Origin of the sequence: Aquabacterium sp. (assembly GCF_050725395.1) — a bacterium.
Classification (GTDB): Bacteria; Pseudomonadota; Gammaproteobacteria; order Burkholderiales; family Burkholderiaceae_C; genus Aquabacterium.
The window spans coordinates 58,974-76,075 of the sequence record NZ_JBOHHL010000015.1; the positions used below are offsets into that span (position 1 = coordinate 58,974).

The following is a 17,102-nucleotide window of genomic DNA, read 5'->3' on the forward strand; positions in this document are numbered from 1 at the left end:
GGATCCTTTCAGTCTGTGTGTTTGAGCGGTTAAACGGGGGTGGCGCGAGCGCCCTTGGAGGGGCGTCGCCAGGATTCGGGGTGCAGGGTGAGCGAGTCGGCGTGGCCGGCGCGGGCACGCTTGCCGGCCCAGCTGGTCCAGCCCAGCCGGCCGTAGACGCCGGGGCGGGCGGCAGGCACGTTGTCGCGGCGCAGGTGCAGGCGCACTTCCCAGTCCAGCTCCATGTTGAAGTACTGGCGGACCAGGGCCGTGACACCGGCCATGGCCGGGCCGTCGGGCAGGAAGGCTTCGTATTGGTCGAGGCTCAAGGGCCCGATGTGGATGCGGAATTTGTGCTGCCGGTCCCAGACCTTGCCGCCCAGCACCGCGCCCAAGCCGAGTTGCGAGCTGATGCTGCCGCCGCGCTCCATGCGCGTGCGTTCGCTGACGGGCAGCGACATCCAGTGGCCGACGAAGGTTTCGATGCGCACGGGTTGGCGCAGGTAGCCGCTGAGCAGCGATTCGAGCCCTTCGGCGTTGCGCACCTGCCGCGACAGGTGGCCGGCGAAGAACAGCTTGATGTGGTCGGGCGCCGCGTCGCGCTGGCGCCAGGCCGGGCTGCCGGTGCCGATCAGCGAGCCCACGTAGTCGGCGAAGCGGTCCTTGTCCGGCCGGTCCAGGCTGACGGTGGGTTGGGCCTGTGCCCAGGCGCGGTAGAACAGCAGCAGCAGGCGGTGGTGGAACAGGTCGGCGAAGCGCGAGAAGGTGTGGTCGCCGTGGTGCAGGATGCGTTCGCGGGCGTGCTCGGTCAGGTGCAGCGGCAAGGGGCCGTTGGGGCCGAACAGGCCGAAGAAACGCACCTCCAGGCGTGGCACGGCACCGTTCACGCCGTACTTGAAGGCGGAGAGGGTGCTGGGCGCAAAGCTCAGGTCGGCGGTCTGGCCCAGGCGCAAGGGCTCGTCGGCAGGCTTGCGGGCCGTGCCCAGGCGAGGTTTGTCGGGGTGCGCGGCCTCGATCCAGCGCAAGGCCTGGAAGAAGTCGTAGCGGTAGGGCTCCGCGGCCAGGGCCGCGAAGGGATCACCGGAGGGCGTGGTCTGTGTCATCAGATCGTCGCCCTGGTGCCGACCCGTGGCACCCATCGCTTGATGTCGCCGCGCGATTGCGAGCGCAGCGTGGTTTCGGTGAAGGCGTTGATCGACACATGGCGCGCGAAGAAGTTCTCCAGCACCGAGCCGAACAGGAAGGCGCTCAGGCCCTGGAAGGCCATCTCGTCCACCTCGAGGTCGATGGCCAGGCCGCGCCCGAAGGTGATGGGACCGGGCATGGGCAGGCGCCGCACGATGGCGTGGGTGCTGACCGAGCGCAGGCCTTCGATCTGCTTGAGCATGCCGCCATCGCCGTTGTCGGCGTACAGGGTGAGCAGCTCACGCAGGGCGGCGGCACCCTGGTGCGCGTCGGTGTCCAGCAGCGACAGGTAGTTCAGCGACAGCTGGTTGACGAACTTCCAGGCGATGCCGCCTTCACGCAAGGCCGACAGCGGCTTGGACGGGCCCTTGAGGACCCGGATGGCCTTGACGGGCGCCGAGTCGTCCAGGGTCAGGTCGCTCTGGCCCAGGCCCACCGGCATCAGCAAGGGCAGGTCGCGGTTGGTGCACAAGGCGCTCAAGCCCAGTTGGCGCAGGTCGCCGGGGTAGGGCGCTTCGCGTGGGTCGACCAGCGAGATGTAGAGCTCGGTCCCCACGTAGGATGAGCGTGCACCATGGCGCTTTTGCGTGGTCGAGAGCAGCCGGGGCTCGCGTTGGATCGAGTAGTAGGCGTTGTGCTGGCGGTCTTCGGTGTGGAAGGCCGCGTAGAAGGGCAGGAAGCGGCGCTCGCTGTCCACGCCCACGCCATAGCCGTTCACCTCTTGCAGGTCGTAGACCTCGAAATCCATCGGCCGGGTGCGGTCGACCAGCACGTGGTAGTCGTTCTGCGTGGGCGTGACGTGGATGCGGTCGCAGCGGCGTTCGAAGAGGTTGATGGCCGGGGTGCAGTTCAGGGCCAGGTTGCTGGCATCGACCACGCTCTCGAGCGAGGCATCGGCGCGGTCGAACAGCAGCACGATCTCGGCGTCGGTCCCGCCCTGCGCGCGGAGAGCATCGCCCATGCCCTTCAGGTCGAAGAACAGAAAGCGCTGCGGGAAGGCGAAGTACTCTTGCAGCAGGCGGTAGCCCGAGAAGCCGCGCAGGCTCAAGGGCAGCAGCGCGTGTTCGTCCTCGAAGCCCACGGGCTGCACGGCGCTGGCCGGCAAGAAGGTGTGCGACGTGCTGCCCTTGCCGCCGGGCATGACCAAGGCGCCGATGGTGCTGCCCAGCACGCGCTCGTGCAGCTTGTAGGCGATGTCGTCGCTGCCACTGAAGTGCAGGCGCAGGTCGTTCAAGGCCAACTGGCTGAAATTGACGCCGGCCGTGGTGCGCAGCTTCAGGCGCAGACCGCCCTTCACTTTACGGCCGACCGACAAGGTGGACAGGGGCAGGTCGGCGGCGTAGCTGAAGTATTCGACGGCGGTGATCTCCAGCGGCCACAGGGTGACGTCGTGTGCGGTGCGGAACTGGCAGGGGGTCTCGTCCTTGGCGACCTGGCTGCCACGCATCGGGCTGCCACGTGGCACCACCACGCCGCGCGCCAGGTTGCTGTCGCCCAGGTCGGGTTGCAGTTGCGCGATCAGCATGGCCGGCGTCGGCGCCAGGAAGTGCGGGTGCACGATCTCCAGCAGGCGCTGCGTGAACCTTGGGAACTCGGCGTCCAGCTTGAGCTGCACGCGCGACGTCAAAAAGGCGAAGCCTTCCAGCAGGCGCTCGACATAGGGGTCGTTGACCTCGATGCCATCGATGCCCAGGCGGCCGGCGATCTTGGGAAACTGTTGGGCGAACTCGGCCCCCATCTCGCGCAGATGCTGCAGTTCCTGGTTGTAATAGCGCAGCAGTCGCGGGTCCATGACTTGTCTCTTACCTTGCCAATTCTTTGATCTCGACCTGACCGGATTCGAGGTCGACCTCGGTGCGCAGCATCAGCTCGAAAGGCACCGGCTGCGCCCACAGGTTGCAGGTGATGCGGAAGCTGATGACGTTGTGGTGGTCCATCGTCATCTCGTCCATCAGGGCGCTGACCTTCAGGGTGGAGGCCATGATGCGTGGCTCGAAACTCAGCAAGGCCTGGCGCACCTGGGCCTCCAGGTCGATGACGTCCAGCGTGGACGCGGTTTCGCCCGACAGGGTCGGCAGGCCGAAGTTGACGACCGAGCGCTGCACATGGGGGTGCGCGGCCCAGTTGTGGTCGCCCGACAGCTGGGTGCTGTTGAACAGCCAGGCCAGGTCGCGGAGCACGGCCTCGCGCATGCGGTTGCGCGACATGACGCGCATCTCGCGCGACTCGACCTGCACGTCCGGGTTGTCGTCCATCAACCGGTCCAGCAAGGCCGGCTGCAGGCGTTCCTGAGGGGTCAGCTCGGCCATGTGGGCGTCACTCTGCGGGCGGGGCGTTGAAGGTGATGGTGCGCAGGTCCATCAAGGGCAGATCGCCGCCTTCCGTCGTGAACAGGCGTTGGCCCAGGCCGGTGTAGAAACCCGGCACGGGCTCGACCCAGTCGGTCTTGCGCGACAGGGCGATGAGCCCATCGGCGCTGCTTTCGGAGCCGGCGTAGCGCGTGGGGATCAGGCCCACCGATTCGCCGCCGTTCTCGAAGACGAAGTGCGCGGGCATCCACACGGCGTCGCGCAGGTCTTCGGGCGGGTCGATGGTGAGCACGCTCAGGCGCGCGAAAGGCACCCAGTAGTACTTGCCGTTGATGACGGCCTCGATGACCGGGCCCAGTCGCATGTCGGCATCGGCGATCCATTCGAAAGCCTGGGCGTCATCACCCTCACCCACGGCGCCGCTGACGGCAGGCGCCTGTTCGAAGGCCTGGTCGCGCAAGGTCTTGGCCGCGCCGGCTTCGCCCTTGCCTTCGCGCAGCAGGGCCTCGATCAGCAGGGCCAGCCAGGGTTCGGGCTGGCCAAAGATCATGGGCACTTTGGCGCCCTTGAACACTTCGGCACGCAAGAGCTCGCACTTGATGGCTTCGCGGTAGGTCTGTGCCATGGCCAGCGTCGAGGCATCCAGTTCGGTGGCCACGTTCAGCTGGTTGAGCGCGCGTTCCCACTGGCCCAGCACGCACAGCAACTGGAACAGGAAGACGCGCAGCTTGGCGTCGCCCGGCTTGCCGCGGATCAGGTCCTGCAGTTGTTTGAGCGCCTGCTGCGGGTCACCAGCGCGCAGGCTGTCTTCGGGGGCCGAAAGTGCGGAAGAGGTTGCGTTCATGTCGAACCCGGTCAGGTGTTAGTGCCCACGTCAGTGGAGAAGTTGGAGCCGCCCTTGCGTGAGCCCGAGCCGTCCTGAGGGTAGTAGTCGACCGAGATCTTCTGGAAGCTGAAGCTGAGCTTCTCGGCCAGTTGATGCGGCACGCCGGCCACGGTGGCCACGTCGTAGGACGTGATGCGCGCGTTCTCGATCGTCACGATGAAATACTCGACGGGCTTGCTGCCGGACTTGCGAACGGTGAGCACGCCTTTCTTGATGAGTTCGTTGTTGCGCATGACGGACATGAGGGCCGTCGAGGCACTGTCCACGCGCTTGGTGATGTTCAGCGCATCGAGCGCTGTCTTGCCGGCCGCGCCGCCACCACCCATGGCCGAGGGTGAACGCATGCCCCAGGACCAGTCGAGGATGTCGATCTCGCCAGCATGGGCGGTGTCGTTGGCTTCGCCCTTGACCGCGCCGGAGCGGCTGCCATCGACCTTGAAAAACATGTCACCCAGGGACATAAGGAACCTCTGCCAATGGCGTGCGATGGATTCAAACCATTGAAGGGCAAGGGGCCAGCCCCTTGCCCTTCAAGAAAACGGCGCTTGACCCGGGGATCAGGCGTCGTTGTTTTCGGCGATGTTGTAGACGGCCAGCACTTCGCCGCCTTCCTTGGCGCCGGTCTTGTCCTGGGGCTGGTAGGCCACCTTGAACTTGGCGAAGTTCAGCGTGACGTTTTCCGTCAGGCGGTCTTCGCCGCCGCTGCCGCCCGTGCTCACCGAGGTGATCAGCACTTCGGTCAGGGTGATCTTGAGGTACTCAAGGGGCTTGTCGCCGGCCTTGCGCACGATCAGGGTGGCTTCAGGGTAGTGGGTGCCCTTGCAGCAGGCCAGGATCAGGTTGGTCGACGACTTGTCGATGTACTTGGTGAAGGACAGGTCCTGCACGTTGACCTTGCCCGAACCGGCGCCGCCGCCCGTGTGGGCCGAACCGGAATTGCTCAGGCCCCAGCTCCAGGCCAGGACGTCGATGAGGCCCGCGTGGGTCTTGTCGCGCGACTCGCCTTTGACGTCGCCGATCTTGATGAACATGTCTACAGCCATGGTGTGCTCCTAAATTGCAAGTGGTGTTGAATGGATGAACGTCTGGAAAATGGCCCGCGACCCGATCAGCCCGCCTTGGCGGAGGGCAGCTTCGAGACCAGGCGCAGGGAAACCGTCAGCCCTTCGAGCTGATAGTGCGGACGCAGGAAGAACTTGGAGGTGTAGTAGCCGGGGTTGCCTTCGACTTCCTCGACGATCACTTCGGCGGCGGCCAGTGGCTTGGTGGCCTTGGTCGACTCGGACGAGTGCGCAGGGTCCCCGTCCACGTACTGCAAGATCCAGTCTTGCAGCCAACGCTGCATGTCGTCGCGTTCCTTGAACGAGCCGACCTTGTCGCGCACGATGCACTTCAGGTAATGGGCGAAGCGGCAGGTGGCGAACAGGTAAGGCAGGCGCGCGGCCAGGTTGGCGTTGGCGGAAGCGTCGGGGTCGTCGTATTCGGCGGGCTTTTGCAGCGATTGCGCGCCGATGAAGGCGGCGAAGTCGCTGTTCTTCTTGTGCACCAGGGGCATGAAGCCGGCCTTGGCCAGTTCCGCTTCGCGGCGGTCGGCGATGGCGATTTCGGTGGGGCACTTCATGTCCACGCCGCCGTCGTCGGTCGGGAAGGTGTGCGAGGGCAGGTTCTGCACCGCGCCACCCGATTCGATGCCGCGGATGCGCGAACACCAGCCGAACTCCTTGAAGGAGCGGTTGATGTTGGTCGCCATCGCGTAGGCGGCGTTGGCCCAGGTGTACTTGTTGTGGTCGGCGGCGCCGGTGTCTTCCTCGAAGTCGAACTCTTCGACCGGGTTGGTGCGCGAGCCGTAAGGCAGGCGCGACAGGAAGCGGGGCATGGCCAGGCCGATGTACTTGGCATCGTCCGACTCGCGCAGCGAACGCCAGGCGGCGTACTCGGGCGTCGAGAAGATCTTGGTCAGGTCACGCGGGTTGGCCAGCTCTTGCCACGATTCCATCTGCATGGTCGTGGGCGAGGCGCCGGAGATGAAAGGCATGTGCGACGCGGCGCAGACCTTGGCCATCTCGGCCAGCAGTTCCACATCGGGCGGGCTGTGGTCGAAGTGGTAGTCGCCGACCATGCAGCCGAAGGGCTCGCCACCGAACTGGCCGTACTCTTCTTCGTACACGCGCTTGAAGATGGGGCTTTGGTCCCACGCGGTGCCCTTGAAGCGCTTGAGCGTCTTGCCCAGGTCCGCCTTCGAGATGTTCATCACGCGGATCTTGAGCTGCTCGTCGGTCTCGGTGTTGTTCACCATGTAGTGCAGGCCGCGCCAGGCGCCTTCCAGCTTCTGGAAGTCTTCGTGGTGCATGATCAGGTTGATCTGGTCCGACAGCTTCTTGTCGATCGCGGCGATCATGGCCTCGATGGACTTGATGACGTCGTTGCCGATCAGCTTGGTCTGCGACAAGGCCTGCTGGGCCAGGGTCTGGATGGCCGTCTCGACGGCGCTCTTGGCCTCGTCGGTCTTGGGCTTGAATTCCTTTTGCAGCAGGGACGCGAGGTCGCTGCCTTCCAGCGTGGCGCTGGCCAGGGCCGAGTTCAGTTGGGTTTCTGCCATGAGGTTCTCCGCGTAGCGTATCTGGCGTGTTTATTCGGCGGGCTTTTCCGAGCTGCCCAGGGTGGCCAGCAGGGCGGGGTCGGCCAGCACCTTGGCGATCAGTTCTTCGGCGCCGGTCTTGCCGTCCATGTAGGTGACCAGGTTGGCCAGTTGCTGGCGCGCATCGAGCAGTTTGCTCAGCGCATCGACCTTCTTGGCGACGGCGGCGGGCGAGAACTCGTCCATGTTGTCGAACGTCAGGTCGACGCTGATGTTGCCTTCGCCGGTCAGGCTGTTGGGCACCTGGAAAGCCACGCGGGGCTTCATCGACTTCATGCGCGAGTCGAAGTTGTCGACGTCGATTTCCAGGAACTTGCGGTCGGCCACGGGGGCCAGCGGGTCCGCGGGCTTGCCCGACAAGTCGGCCAGCACGCCCATCACGAAGGGCAGTTGCACCTTCTTCTCGGCTCCGTAGAGTTCCACGTCGTATTCGATCTGGACGCGCGGCGCGCGGTTGCGCGCAATGAATTTCTGGCTGCTCATGGTCACCTCCGGTCAGTCTGGATGGGGAAGGGTTGATATCGTCCGAAGTCCGTCATTCGGCGTCTTCGGATTGGATGCTTTCAGGATCGACGCCCATGATGCGGGCCACCTCGTTGAGGGCGTCTGGGGCGAGTTCCCGCATCAGCTGCAGGAAGTTCTTGTTGATCAGGCGGCGGGCACGGCGCAGCAACAACTGGGCCGGGTTGGTGGGCTCGGTGCGTTCGAGGTAGTCGCAGACCATGTCGATCGCCTTGAGCGCGTCGGCGCGCGAATCGACGGCGCCGCTCAGGCCCTTGCCGCCAGCAGTCCGCGTGGCACCGCCGCCTGTGCCAGTGGTGCTTTCTTCTTCTGCGCCGTCCTCGGCGCCGGCTTCGTCGGCCGCACCGGCGGTGGGCATCACCTGGTTCACGAGGCTCAGCAGGCCGTGCAGCGGCCGCACGTCGGGCGCGCGTTCGATGCCGACGTGGTCGTTCAGCAGGGTGCTCAGGGATTTGAGGCGGGCCAGGGCATCGGTGACCTGACCTGGCAGGTCGGCATTCTGCGCGGTCGCGGCGGCCAGCATCTGCTCGACCTGGTGCCGGGTCATGGGCGTTTCGCCCTCACGCGGCGGGTACTTGCCCAGTGCGATTTCGATGTCGCGCACGCGCAACTCGCCAATCGAGCGGTTCTGGATGACCAGCGCATTGCGCACGTCGCCGACCATGCCTTCAACTTCGCTCAGCAGGGCCAGCACGTTCAGGCGGGCGTAAGCGTCGCCATCGTCGGGATCGGGTTGGGGGTGCAGGGTGTCCCAGAAGCGGTCGAGCAGGCCGAGCTGCAGGCGCAGGGCATCGGCCACCGCGCGGAAACCGTTGATCTGGATGTGGGCGCGGCCCCAGTGCATGGCCACGCGCAGGTCGCGCGTGCGCTCGAAGAGCGCCTGGCTGATGTCGTGGACCGAACGCCAATCGGGCGGCTCGGCGGGGGCGAACTGGGTTTCGGGTTTGCCTTGGGCGGCCTGGGCCAGCTCAAGAAAGCTGTTGTCGTATTCCAGATCCGGGCCACAGGGGGCTTCGGCATCCGCCAGCGGCTCGAACCAGTCGTCCACGATGGTGCGCTCGCCGGTGCTGGATGGGTGGAAGTCTCCCGATTCACTCATCTCGTCAACCTATTGAATTCACTGCTGAGGAGCATGAGTGTCTACGAATTGGAGTCAGCGCTGGAGCAACTTTTCAAAAGACTTCGAATTTGTCGCGTGTCCGCAATTGGAAGGGGGATTCTTGCCCCATCTCCAAGGTTGCGTCAATGTGTAACCTAGGGGGGGCATGCCTAGAGGTAACACCTAGACGACAACGCCCCGCCACCGGCTAAGCGGTGGCGGGGCGTTGAAAGGGTTCGGTGGAAAGTGCTCTGTCAGCTCAGAAGGTTTCCCAGTCGCTGTCGGACGGTGGTGCCGAGGTGGCCTTGCTGGCGCTGGCGGTCACCGGGGGGGCGGCCAAGGGCGTGGCTGCGGGCTTGGGCAGGGCGGCGGGTGCCTTGGCCACCGCGGGTGCCGCTTTGGGCGTTGGCGTGTGACGGGCCGTGGTCTGGGCCTTGGCGATCACTGTGCTGGCTTCGGCCTGAGCGCTCACGGGGGCGGCGAAGGACGGTGGCTTCCCACTGTGGCTGCCCAGCTTGAAGGCCGACACGGCTTGCGCCAGGCGGCCGGCCTGGTCCTTCAGGCTTTCGGCGGCAGCGGCGGATTCTTCCACCAGCGCGGCGTTCTGCTGCGTCATCTGGTCAAGTTCGGTGATCGATTGGTTGACCTGGCCGATGCCGGTGCTTTGCTCGGTCGAAGCCGCGCTGATCTCGCCAATGATGTCCGACACGCGGTTCACGCTGGTCATGATCTCGGTCATCGAGTTGCCGGCGTCCTGCACCAGTTTCGAACCCGAATCGACCTTCTCGGACGAGGCATTGATCAGGGTCTTGATTTCCTTGGCGGCCTGCGCGCTGCGCTGGGCCAGCGAACGCACTTCGCCAGCCACCACGGCGAAGCCGCGGCCTTGTTCGCCAGCGCGGGCGGCTTCCACCGCGGCGTTCAGCGCCAGGATGTTGGTCTGGAAGGCGATGCCGTCGATCACGGTGATGATCTCGGTGATCTTGCGGCTGGCCACGTTGATCTCGGACATGTTGGACACGACCTGCGAGACGATCTCCTCGCCGCGTTGGGCGGCGGTGGCGGCGCCCGAGGCCAACTGGTTGGCCTGGCGGGCCGAGTCGGCGCTCTGGCGCACGGTGCCGGTCAACTCGCCCATCGAGCTGGCGGTCTTTTCCAGGTTCGAGGCGGTGTTCTCGGTGCGGTTCGACAAGTCCAGGTTGCCGCTGGCGATTTCTTGCGAAGCCGTGGCGATCGAATCGGTGGCGTTGCGGATCAGGGTGATGGTGTCGCGCAGGCGGGTGGTCATGTTGACGACCGAAGCGCGCAGCGAAGTGCTGTCGCCGGGGTTGGGCTGGATGGACAGGTCCAGGTCGCCTTCGGCGATGCGGCTGACCAGGTTGCGCAGGACGGTGGGTTCGTCGCCCAGGTCGCCCCAGACGGACTTGACGATGGCGGCGGAGGCCACGCCCAGCACGGTCAGCACGATGGCACCCGTGATGGCCGAGACCCACAGGCCGGTGTTGACGCCGTTCTTGGCATCGGTCTGCGCGGTGAGGATGGCGGCCTTGGCCTGGGCCTTGCGCGTGTCCAGCAACTTGGTCAGCACGGTTTGCGACGACTGCATCTGCGCGACCAGGTCACCTGGGGGGGCCTTGGTCAGCAGGGCGCGCGTGGCGCCGATGGCGGCGTTTTGGTAGGCGTCGTAGGCGGCGGTCAGCTCTTTGGCCATGGCTTCCTTGCCACCCAGCTTCTGCATGGCGGAGAGGGCGGCGTGGGCGCTGGCCACCATGGGGTCGGTGTCCTTGATGCGGTCGGGATCGCCTTCGGCGGCGGCCGTCTGCAGGGTGAGGCGGATTTGCTCGGTGCTCCGGTCCACGGCCGTCACGTAGTCGCTGTGCGGGCTGTCGATGGCTTCGAGGTGGGTCAGCCCCCGCGAGGTTTGCTCGCCGACAAAGAAGCTCAGCGCAACGCCGACGACGAACACGGCCCCCGCACTCAAAGGCAACATCCAGATCTTGGTTCGAAAATTCATTGTGGGCTCCGGGCATGCCCCCTTAACAGGGGCAACTCATGGGTGATCCATGACGCTATCGGCATCTTGCGGCCCAGGCTGAAGTGGTAAAAGCCGAAAATATGGGTGTGCGTGCGTGCATTCTGTGCATTCAGCCCTCCCTAGAATCCACGGATGAGTATTTCTGTCCCCACCGACCGGCCCGCCGTGCCGACCCACCGCCGTTTGATGTTCTGGGTGGCCCTGCTGTATTTTTCGGAAGGGCTGCCGCTGGGGCTGTTCTACGACCTGTTCCCGGTGCACATGCGCCAGGCAGGGGTGGGGCCGGCCGAAATCGGCCTGCTGAGCCTTTTGCAGCTGGCCTGGACCGTGAAAATCCTCTGGGCGCCGCTGGTGGATGCCTGGCGCCACCACCGGGTCTGGATGTCGGTGGCCAACCTGGGCATGGCGGGGGTGCTGGTGGCGCTGGCGTTTCACCCGGACGCCTTGGGCCAGGGCGCCACCTGGCCTTGGGTGCTGCTGGGGGCCTTCACGGTGCTGTCGGCCACGAATGACATCGCCACCGACGGCTACACCATCGAGCAGCTCTCGAAAGAGCAGTACGGCGTGGCCAACGGCCTGCGCATCGGCTTTTACCGGGTGGGCATGCTGACGGCCGGCGGCCTGTTGGTGGCGGCCGGCATGTTTGGCCAGGATGGGCAACCCAACTGGCCCGTGGCCTACGCCCTGGGCGCCACCTTGATGATGTTCAATGCCATGGCAGTGCTGGCCGCGCCAGCTCAGGCGCCACGCGTGGCCGTGCCCAAGGAGGCTTCGGGCAGCGAGTGGGCCGTCGTGAAAGAGCAGCCGCTGTGGTTGCTGGCGCTGGGCCTGGTGATCCTGGGCTTGCTGTGGCCCGTGTTGGGCCCGGTCGCCAAGGCGGCGGGCTGGACGGCGATCCAGTCGGTGTCCGGCACCTGGTGGTTCAAGGGCGCCGTGCCCGTGGGCCTGATGTTCGCGGGCGCAGGCCTGATGGTGCGTGCCGCGCGCACGCCGCAAGCCGAGGTGCTGGCCGACGGACCGGTGTTCGGCGCCTGGGTCACCCTGCTGGCCCGGCCGGGCATGCTGTCGGTGCTGCTGTTCATCCTGCTGTTCAAGCTGGGCGACGCGGCCATGGGCTTCATGGTCAAGCCATTCTGGGTGGACGCGGGGTTCACGCCGGCGCAAATCGGTCTGGTCAGCGTCAACGTGGGCCTGGGCCTGTCGATCGCCGGTGGCCTGGTGGGGGGCTGGTACGTGGACCGCGCCGGCATTTTCAAAGGATTGTGGGTGTTGGGATTGGCCCAGGCTTTGTCGAACCTGGGCTACGCGGCAGCGGCCTGGTATGTGCCACACGCCTTGCCTGGCATGGTCGATCCGCAGTACCAGATGGTGGTGTACGCGGCCAGCGGCCTGGAAAGCTTCACGGGGGGCTTGGGCACGGGTGCCTTCATGGCTTTTTTGATGGGCATCACCCACAAGCACCGTGCCACCACCGAATACGCCATCCTGTCGTCCATCTTCGCGTTCTCGCGCGCGGTGTCGGGCTGGGCGGGCGGGCTGGGGGTGGAGCAAATGGGCTATGCCGCCTTTTTCTTCCTGACGTTCTGGCTGTCGTTTCCGGCATATTTGCTGCTGCCGTCGGTGCGCCGTATGCTGAACCGCACGGACGAACGTTGAGCTTGTAGGTGAATGAGCAACCATGGAAATGCGAATGAAATCTGGTCGGGTGTTGCGGATGGCGGTGTTGCTGTCCTTGCTGATGGGTGGTGTGGCCGCGCAGGCGCGCGAAGGCGTGGAGGTGAGCAAGCAGTCTGGCTTGTCTCGCCTGGTGTCGGCGGACCAGGTGGAGCAACTGGCGGCCCAGCAGTACGTGCAACTGGCCACGCAGGCCAAGGCGCAGAACGCCCTGCTGCCGGACAACCACCCACAGGTGATTCGCGTGCGGGCCATTGCCCGTCGCTTGATTCCCCACGCCCTGGAATGGAATCCGCGCGCAGCCCAATGGCGTTGGGAAGTCAATGTGCTGCAGTCGAAAGAGATCAACGCCTTCTGCATGCCGGGCGGCAAGATCGCTTTCTACACGGGCATCCTCGACCAGTTGAAGCTGACCGACGACGAGGTGGCGATGATCATGGGCCACGAAATGGCCCACGCCCTGCGCGAACATGCGCGCGAGCAGATGGGCAAATCGGCCGCCACGGGCCTGGGCGCCAGCGTGCTGTCCAGCCTGCTGGGCCTAGGCCGCACGGGCGACATGGTGCTGAACGCGGGCCGCAATCTGCTCACCTTGAGCTTTGGCCGCAAGGATGAAACCGAGGGCGACCTGGTCGGCATGGAGCTGGCCGCGCGTGCCGGCTACGATCCGCGCTCCGGCCTGACCCTGTGGAAGAAGATGGCCGAGGCCAGCAAGGGCGCGCCGCCGCAGTTCTTGTCCACCCACCCGGCCAGCAGCACCCGCATCCAGGACATCCAGGCCAGCCTGCCCAAGGTGATGCCGCTGTACCAGCGGGCCGAAAAGCCCGCGCAGCGCTTCGATCAGACCAGGTAAGGGTTGTAGCGGCGCTCTTCGCCCAGGGTGCTTTCCGGGCCGTGGCCAGGCGTGAAAGTGACGTCATCGCCCAGTGGCAGCAGCTTGTGCTTGATGGCGTGGATCAGGTGCGCATGGTTGCCGCCCGGAAAGTCGGTGCGGCCAATGCCGCCTGCGAACAGCACATCGCCCACGAAGACGTGGCGCGTGGTGGGTTCGAACAGCACGACGTGCCCTGGCGTGTGGCCGGGGCAGTGCAGCGACTGCAAAGTGCAATGGCCGATTTGAACCGTGTCGCCATCGGCGAGCCAGCGCGTGGGCGCGAAGTGCTCGGCCTGCGGAAAGCCGAACATGTCTGATTGCTGGGGCAGGGCGTCGATCCAGAACTGGTCACCGGGATGAGGGCCCTCGATGGGCAGCTGGTGTTCGCGCGCCAGGGTGCCGGTGGCGCCCGCGTGGTCGATGTGCGCGTGGGTGAGCCACAGGGCCTTGAGGTTCAGGCCGCGGGCCCTGATGGGGGCCATGAGCTTGGGGATGTCGCCGCCGGGGTCGATCAAGGCGGCGTCGTTGGTTTCATCGCACCACACCAGGGAGCAGTTCTGTTCAAAGGCAGTGACGGGGATGGTGAGGCGGTGGAACATCTTGTCTGGAATGAAGCGGATAACAAAGTCTCAAAAATCAAAACATAGTTTCAAAAGCATGCGCGACGCTCGTTCTTGGTGTCAGAACATAGTCTCAAAACGCGTTGAAGTGAAACGGCTTTTTGAACCTCTCAACCATGCACTGCACTGCGACCCCTTGATCCAGTTTGCGGCAGAACGCCCACTGTGCGTTCCAGTTCAGCACGGCGCAGGGGTTGGTGGGGACAAGCCTAGCCTAGCTATTCCAGTCGAGCGGCCTGTGCCGCGACATGTCCAGCAAACGAAGTGACGAATGTTTTAAAGCTCGTCATGTCTGACAGTGACGAGTATTCGCCGGTATCGACGGCGGCGTGTGGAGTAGTCATCAATGCGGCAGTTGTGTAAAGCTGCTCTTTGGCTAGGCGTTGACACAGGATGTCATAGCGCTGTTGATAGGACGCGCCCTGGAATTCTTTAAACACCTTGAAGTGCGGAGCCTGATCACGGACGGCGCTCTTTGAACCTGGAGCATCTTCTACCAACATCATCCAGCCAACAAAAGGCTTAGGCTGCTTGCCAAAGGCATCCTCTCTATAGGCCGTCCAGAAGTCATGGGCCGTACCGATGGCTTCTTCTGTCCGATTGTTGAAGTTGTTCCCAAAAGATGGTCCAACCTGACTCTTGAGTTCAATTGCCGCTATGAGTTCGCCTTTGTCCATCACCAGCAGATCCCAAAGCTTTGTTGGGCGGAAGTAACCCGGGAGGGTAAGTACTGCCCTATCCTGATGAATTTGTGCATGTGCCAATCCGTTGGCTTTGACAATGTCAATGATCAAGGCCACGAACCCATCCATGTTCTTGCCACCGGTGACTCCGGCTCGTTCGCCTTGGTCTCTTCTGCCGGCTTCTATTTGCTTCTGCTTTGCCTTTGCTCTATTGCCCCAAAATGCCATTACGGCTTCTTTGGTTTTGCGTTCATAGTCAACTAAATCAAGAGCCATTCTTCGCCACCGTTGTTCTTAAAATTTGCATGTCTGCTTGCGTCAATTCGTAGAGCCGAGCGACCAAGCGATTGCACGCTTCGCGATCTTGTTGCTGCGCCGCTTTTTTCAAATCTCTTCTTAAGTCGGTAGGAACATTTTTCCAGTGAGGAATGCGGATACGACGTAGATACTGCGCCTGAAAACGTAAGAAGCCTCCTGCCATGCGGGTTGAGTAGGCTGCAACAAATAGGCGGGCGATGCCTGATAGCAGAACGGCCTGAAGAGCGCGTAGATCCCATTCCTCCGCCGTTATGTAGTACAAGTTGTGATGGGGGTAAAGCCCGTCTTCCTCATAAACTATGTGGGCGTCCCCTTTGATGTCCGGGACAAGTAATTTGGGCTGCCGAGCGAGAGTGGGTGTGATGCGATCTATGGTGCGGTACCAGTAGCTTGGAGTCTTTTTCGCGCAATGCCGCCCTGCGATCTGCTCTTTGCGTGCCTCAAGGTAACTCTTGAGGCGGGGGAAGTCTGCGAGATCAGCCAGCTTTCCGGTATCGAGGAATGGATTGATCACGCCGAACCCTCTCCACTGAACTGATCCGTCAAGGATGTCCCGCGTCATTACTAGCGGCAACTTGCGATCATCTTCTACATCAAGCTCCGTAAGCTTCCCGATGAAGGCCTTGTCCGCTCCTGTAGCGACACCAATGCCTACCTTGCAGCCCGCCTCTTCGATTGTTGGAAACATTTTTTCAAGACGTCGAACCAATAGAAGTTGGTCCGGACGCTCAAAGATCCAAGGCTCTGAGCCGGCGGCTATGCCACTTAGCTCTCTTACAGGATCGTCCTCTCCCTGAAGCTTCTTAGCCAACAACTGAGTTGATAGCTTTTTTAGAGCGTGATCGTTTATGTCCGGCCGCCGCGCAAGGCGAGTTACGGAAGACTTCTCCTTCGTGATGATCGTAATGGCAGGATAGGCAATTACATCCGAATGGAAAGCTTGCGTGTTGGTCATATCAACGTGGATCTTCAGATGAAAGTCCCCCGCAACTAGTTCGCGTAGGGGGCCGCCATAGCGGTTCTTCATCCATCGATCGGCACAGATGAAACCTAAAGACCCCCCTTTGATCAAGCTCCTTAGTGAGCGCTCTATGAAGGGAACGTACAAATCTGCTCGGTCGTACACAGTGCTGTAACGACGACGATACTCAGCTAGCAAGTCGTCTGGAATAAGTTCCTGACGCACATAAGGAGGGTTGCCCACGACCATGTGAAAGTGTTGGGGTAGTTCCGCCAAAAGGAAGTCACCATGGATCAACCAGCGCTTTGAGATCGCAGTCGCCAGTCGAGTAGCTACCCCGGCCCCCCGTAAGCGAGTGATGACGGCTTCTTGCACCCTTTCGAAGCTATCTCTGTGCAGCTCCACCGCGCGGACGCTATCTCCAAGAGCTTCCAGCGCATTGCTGCTCCCAGATGAGCGCCAAGCCTCTAGGAGCCGATCAATCATTGGAAACAAGAAGTCGCCCTCTCCAAAAGAGGGCTCCAAGACTGTTAACTCATGCAAAGGTAGGTCACTGGTGTAGCCAGTGAGGTCGAGGATGAAGTTAACGACCTCCTTCTTAGTAAAGATGGCTCCGCGTTCTTCAACGCTGCTCAGCGGAAGCTTCTCCGAACCGCGCGAGTTCGAGGTGTTGCTGGAGGAGAGCGTCTCGTGTCGTGAAAGATTTAACGTCATAGCGGTCAGCGGGCATCGGCCTGTGAGCGGGGGAGCTTGTCGCGCAGTGCGTGCACGATGATCTTTCCCGTATGGCGGCGAGCGGAGGCAAGTCCATATGAAAGCTGGCGCTGTAGCCATATCTCTGCGCCACCACCGAACACAAGATCAAGCCGAATCGCCATTTCTGGTGAAATGCCTGCCTTGCCGCTCAATAAATTTGACAGCGCTTGGCGGCTTACTCCCAAGGCGAAGGCCGCATCTGTCACGCTAAGTTCATACCGATCAAGACAGTCACGCTTGACATGGATTCCGGGGTGTAGGAGCTCGCTGCTTCTCATAGGAGAGGGTTGTTTCAAGGGGCGTGAGTGTCAAGCATCACTTTACATCACCGCCCTTGCCGCACTTGAGGGGGGATGCAATCGAACGCCTGGTAGAAGAGGGGCGCTGAAGTCTGCATGCATAGATCTCGCTGAGGGGACTCGCCTAAGACAGCGCCTCACTCACTACTTGTGAGGAGCGCGCAGTCAGGCGGCCCACTATTTGTAGGTCAATGAGCATCAACCGGTCTTCTATGCCGCGAGCACCTGCAACGTTAGGTGGTAAAAGAGGCAAAAGTTCTGCCT

At 63.2% G+C, this 17,102-nt stretch carries 16 protein-coding genes; 2 read left to right on the plus strand and 14 right to left on the minus strand.

Annotated elements, in window-relative coordinates; translation table 11 throughout:
- Positions 1–29 precede the first annotated feature (29 nt).
- The 10 genes from tssG to ACREB4_RS11405 form a co-directional block, all read right to left on the minus strand.
- Positions 30–1,082, minus strand: a complete 1,053-nt coding sequence (gene tssG / locus ACREB4_RS11360; RefSeq protein ID WP_431588330.1) for a type VI secretion system baseplate subunit TssG — start codon at positions 1,080–1,082, stop codon at positions 30–32.
- Positions 1,082–2,956: a type VI secretion system baseplate subunit TssF gene (gene tssF, locus ACREB4_RS11365; RefSeq protein WP_431588331.1), complete on the minus strand. Its 1,875-nt coding sequence runs from the start codon at positions 2,954–2,956 to the stop codon at positions 1,082–1,084. Before tssF ends, tssG begins: the two co-directional genes overlap by 1 nt.
- A gap of 10 nt (positions 2,957–2,966) precedes the next feature.
- The gene (tssE, locus tag ACREB4_RS11370; RefSeq protein ID WP_431588332.1) at positions 2,967–3,473 is read right to left on the minus strand and encodes a type VI secretion system baseplate subunit TssE; all 507 of its coding nucleotides are present in this window, start codon (positions 3,471–3,473) and stop codon (positions 2,967–2,969) included.
- Positions 3,474–3,480: 7 nt separating this feature from the next.
- Positions 3,481–4,317 carry a type VI secretion system accessory protein TagJ gene (locus ACREB4_RS11375; RefSeq protein WP_431588333.1) on the minus strand — a complete coding sequence of 279 codons (837 nt, stop codon included), beginning with the start codon at positions 4,315–4,317 and terminating at the stop codon, positions 3,481–3,483.
- A gap of 11 nt (positions 4,318–4,328) precedes the next feature.
- Positions 4,329–4,820, minus strand: coding sequence for an Hcp family type VI secretion system effector (locus ACREB4_RS11380; protein ID WP_431588334.1), 492 nt, complete (start codon positions 4,818–4,820; stop codon positions 4,329–4,331).
- Positions 4,821–4,916: 96 nt separating this feature from the next.
- Positions 4,917–5,402, minus strand: coding sequence for an Hcp family type VI secretion system effector (locus tag ACREB4_RS11385; protein WP_431588335.1), 486 nt, complete (start codon positions 5,400–5,402; stop codon positions 4,917–4,919).
- A gap of 65 nt (positions 5,403–5,467) precedes the next feature.
- Positions 5,468–6,958, minus strand: a complete 1,491-nt coding sequence (gene tssC / locus ACREB4_RS11390) for a type VI secretion system contractile sheath large subunit (RefSeq protein WP_431588336.1) — start codon at positions 6,956–6,958, stop codon at positions 5,468–5,470.
- 30 nt (positions 6,959–6,988) lie between these two features.
- Entirely contained in the window at positions 6,989–7,480 is a 492-nt protein-coding gene (gene tssB / locus ACREB4_RS11395; protein WP_431588337.1) for a type VI secretion system contractile sheath small subunit, read from the minus strand.
- A 52-nt stretch (positions 7,481–7,532) separates the two neighbouring features.
- Positions 7,533–8,618: a type VI secretion system protein TssA gene (tssA, locus tag ACREB4_RS11400; protein WP_431588338.1), complete on the minus strand. Its 1,086-nt coding sequence runs from the start codon at positions 8,616–8,618 to the stop codon at positions 7,533–7,535.
- A gap of 259 nt (positions 8,619–8,877) precedes the next feature.
- Positions 8,878–10,632 carry a methyl-accepting chemotaxis protein gene (locus tag ACREB4_RS11405; RefSeq protein WP_431588339.1) on the minus strand — a complete coding sequence of 585 codons (1,755 nt, stop codon included), beginning with the start codon at positions 10,630–10,632 and terminating at the stop codon, positions 8,878–8,880.
- Between the two features lie 153 nt (positions 10,633–10,785).
- Between ACREB4_RS11405 and ACREB4_RS11410 the strand changes: the two genes are divergently transcribed.
- Both ACREB4_RS11410 and ACREB4_RS11415 read left to right on the plus strand, forming a co-directional pair.
- The gene (locus ACREB4_RS11410) at positions 10,786–12,309 is read left to right on the plus strand and encodes an MFS transporter (protein ID WP_431588340.1); all 1,524 of its coding nucleotides are present in this window, start codon (positions 10,786–10,788) and stop codon (positions 12,307–12,309) included.
- Positions 12,310–12,343: 34 nt separating this feature from the next.
- Positions 12,344–13,180 carry a M48 family metallopeptidase gene (locus ACREB4_RS11415; protein WP_431588341.1) on the plus strand — a complete coding sequence of 279 codons (837 nt, stop codon included), beginning with the start codon at positions 12,344–12,346 and terminating at the stop codon, positions 13,178–13,180.
- Here the strand turns inward: ACREB4_RS11415 and ACREB4_RS11420 are convergent.
- The 4 genes from ACREB4_RS11420 to ACREB4_RS11435 form a co-directional block, all read right to left on the minus strand.
- Positions 13,168–13,800, minus strand: coding sequence for an MBL fold metallo-hydrolase (locus tag ACREB4_RS11420; protein ID WP_431588342.1), 633 nt, complete (start codon positions 13,798–13,800; stop codon positions 13,168–13,170). The two genes, ACREB4_RS11415 and ACREB4_RS11420, sit on opposite strands and share 13 nt — an antisense overlap.
- Positions 13,801–14,039: 239 nt before the next feature.
- Positions 14,040–14,780: a PaeR7I family type II restriction endonuclease gene (locus tag ACREB4_RS11425; protein ID WP_431588343.1), complete on the minus strand. Its 741-nt coding sequence runs from the start codon at positions 14,778–14,780 to the stop codon at positions 14,040–14,042.
- A complete protein-coding gene (locus ACREB4_RS11430; RefSeq protein WP_431588344.1) occupies positions 14,770–16,497 on the minus strand; it encodes an Eco57I restriction-modification methylase domain-containing protein in 1,728 nt (575 codons plus the stop codon). Before ACREB4_RS11430 ends, ACREB4_RS11425 begins: the two co-directional genes overlap by 11 nt.
- Before the next feature lie 5 nt (positions 16,498–16,502).
- A complete protein-coding gene (locus ACREB4_RS11435; RefSeq protein WP_431588368.1) occupies positions 16,503–16,817 on the minus strand; it encodes a HigA family addiction module antitoxin in 315 nt (104 codons plus the stop codon).
- Between the last annotated feature and the right edge of the window lie 285 nt (positions 16,818–17,102).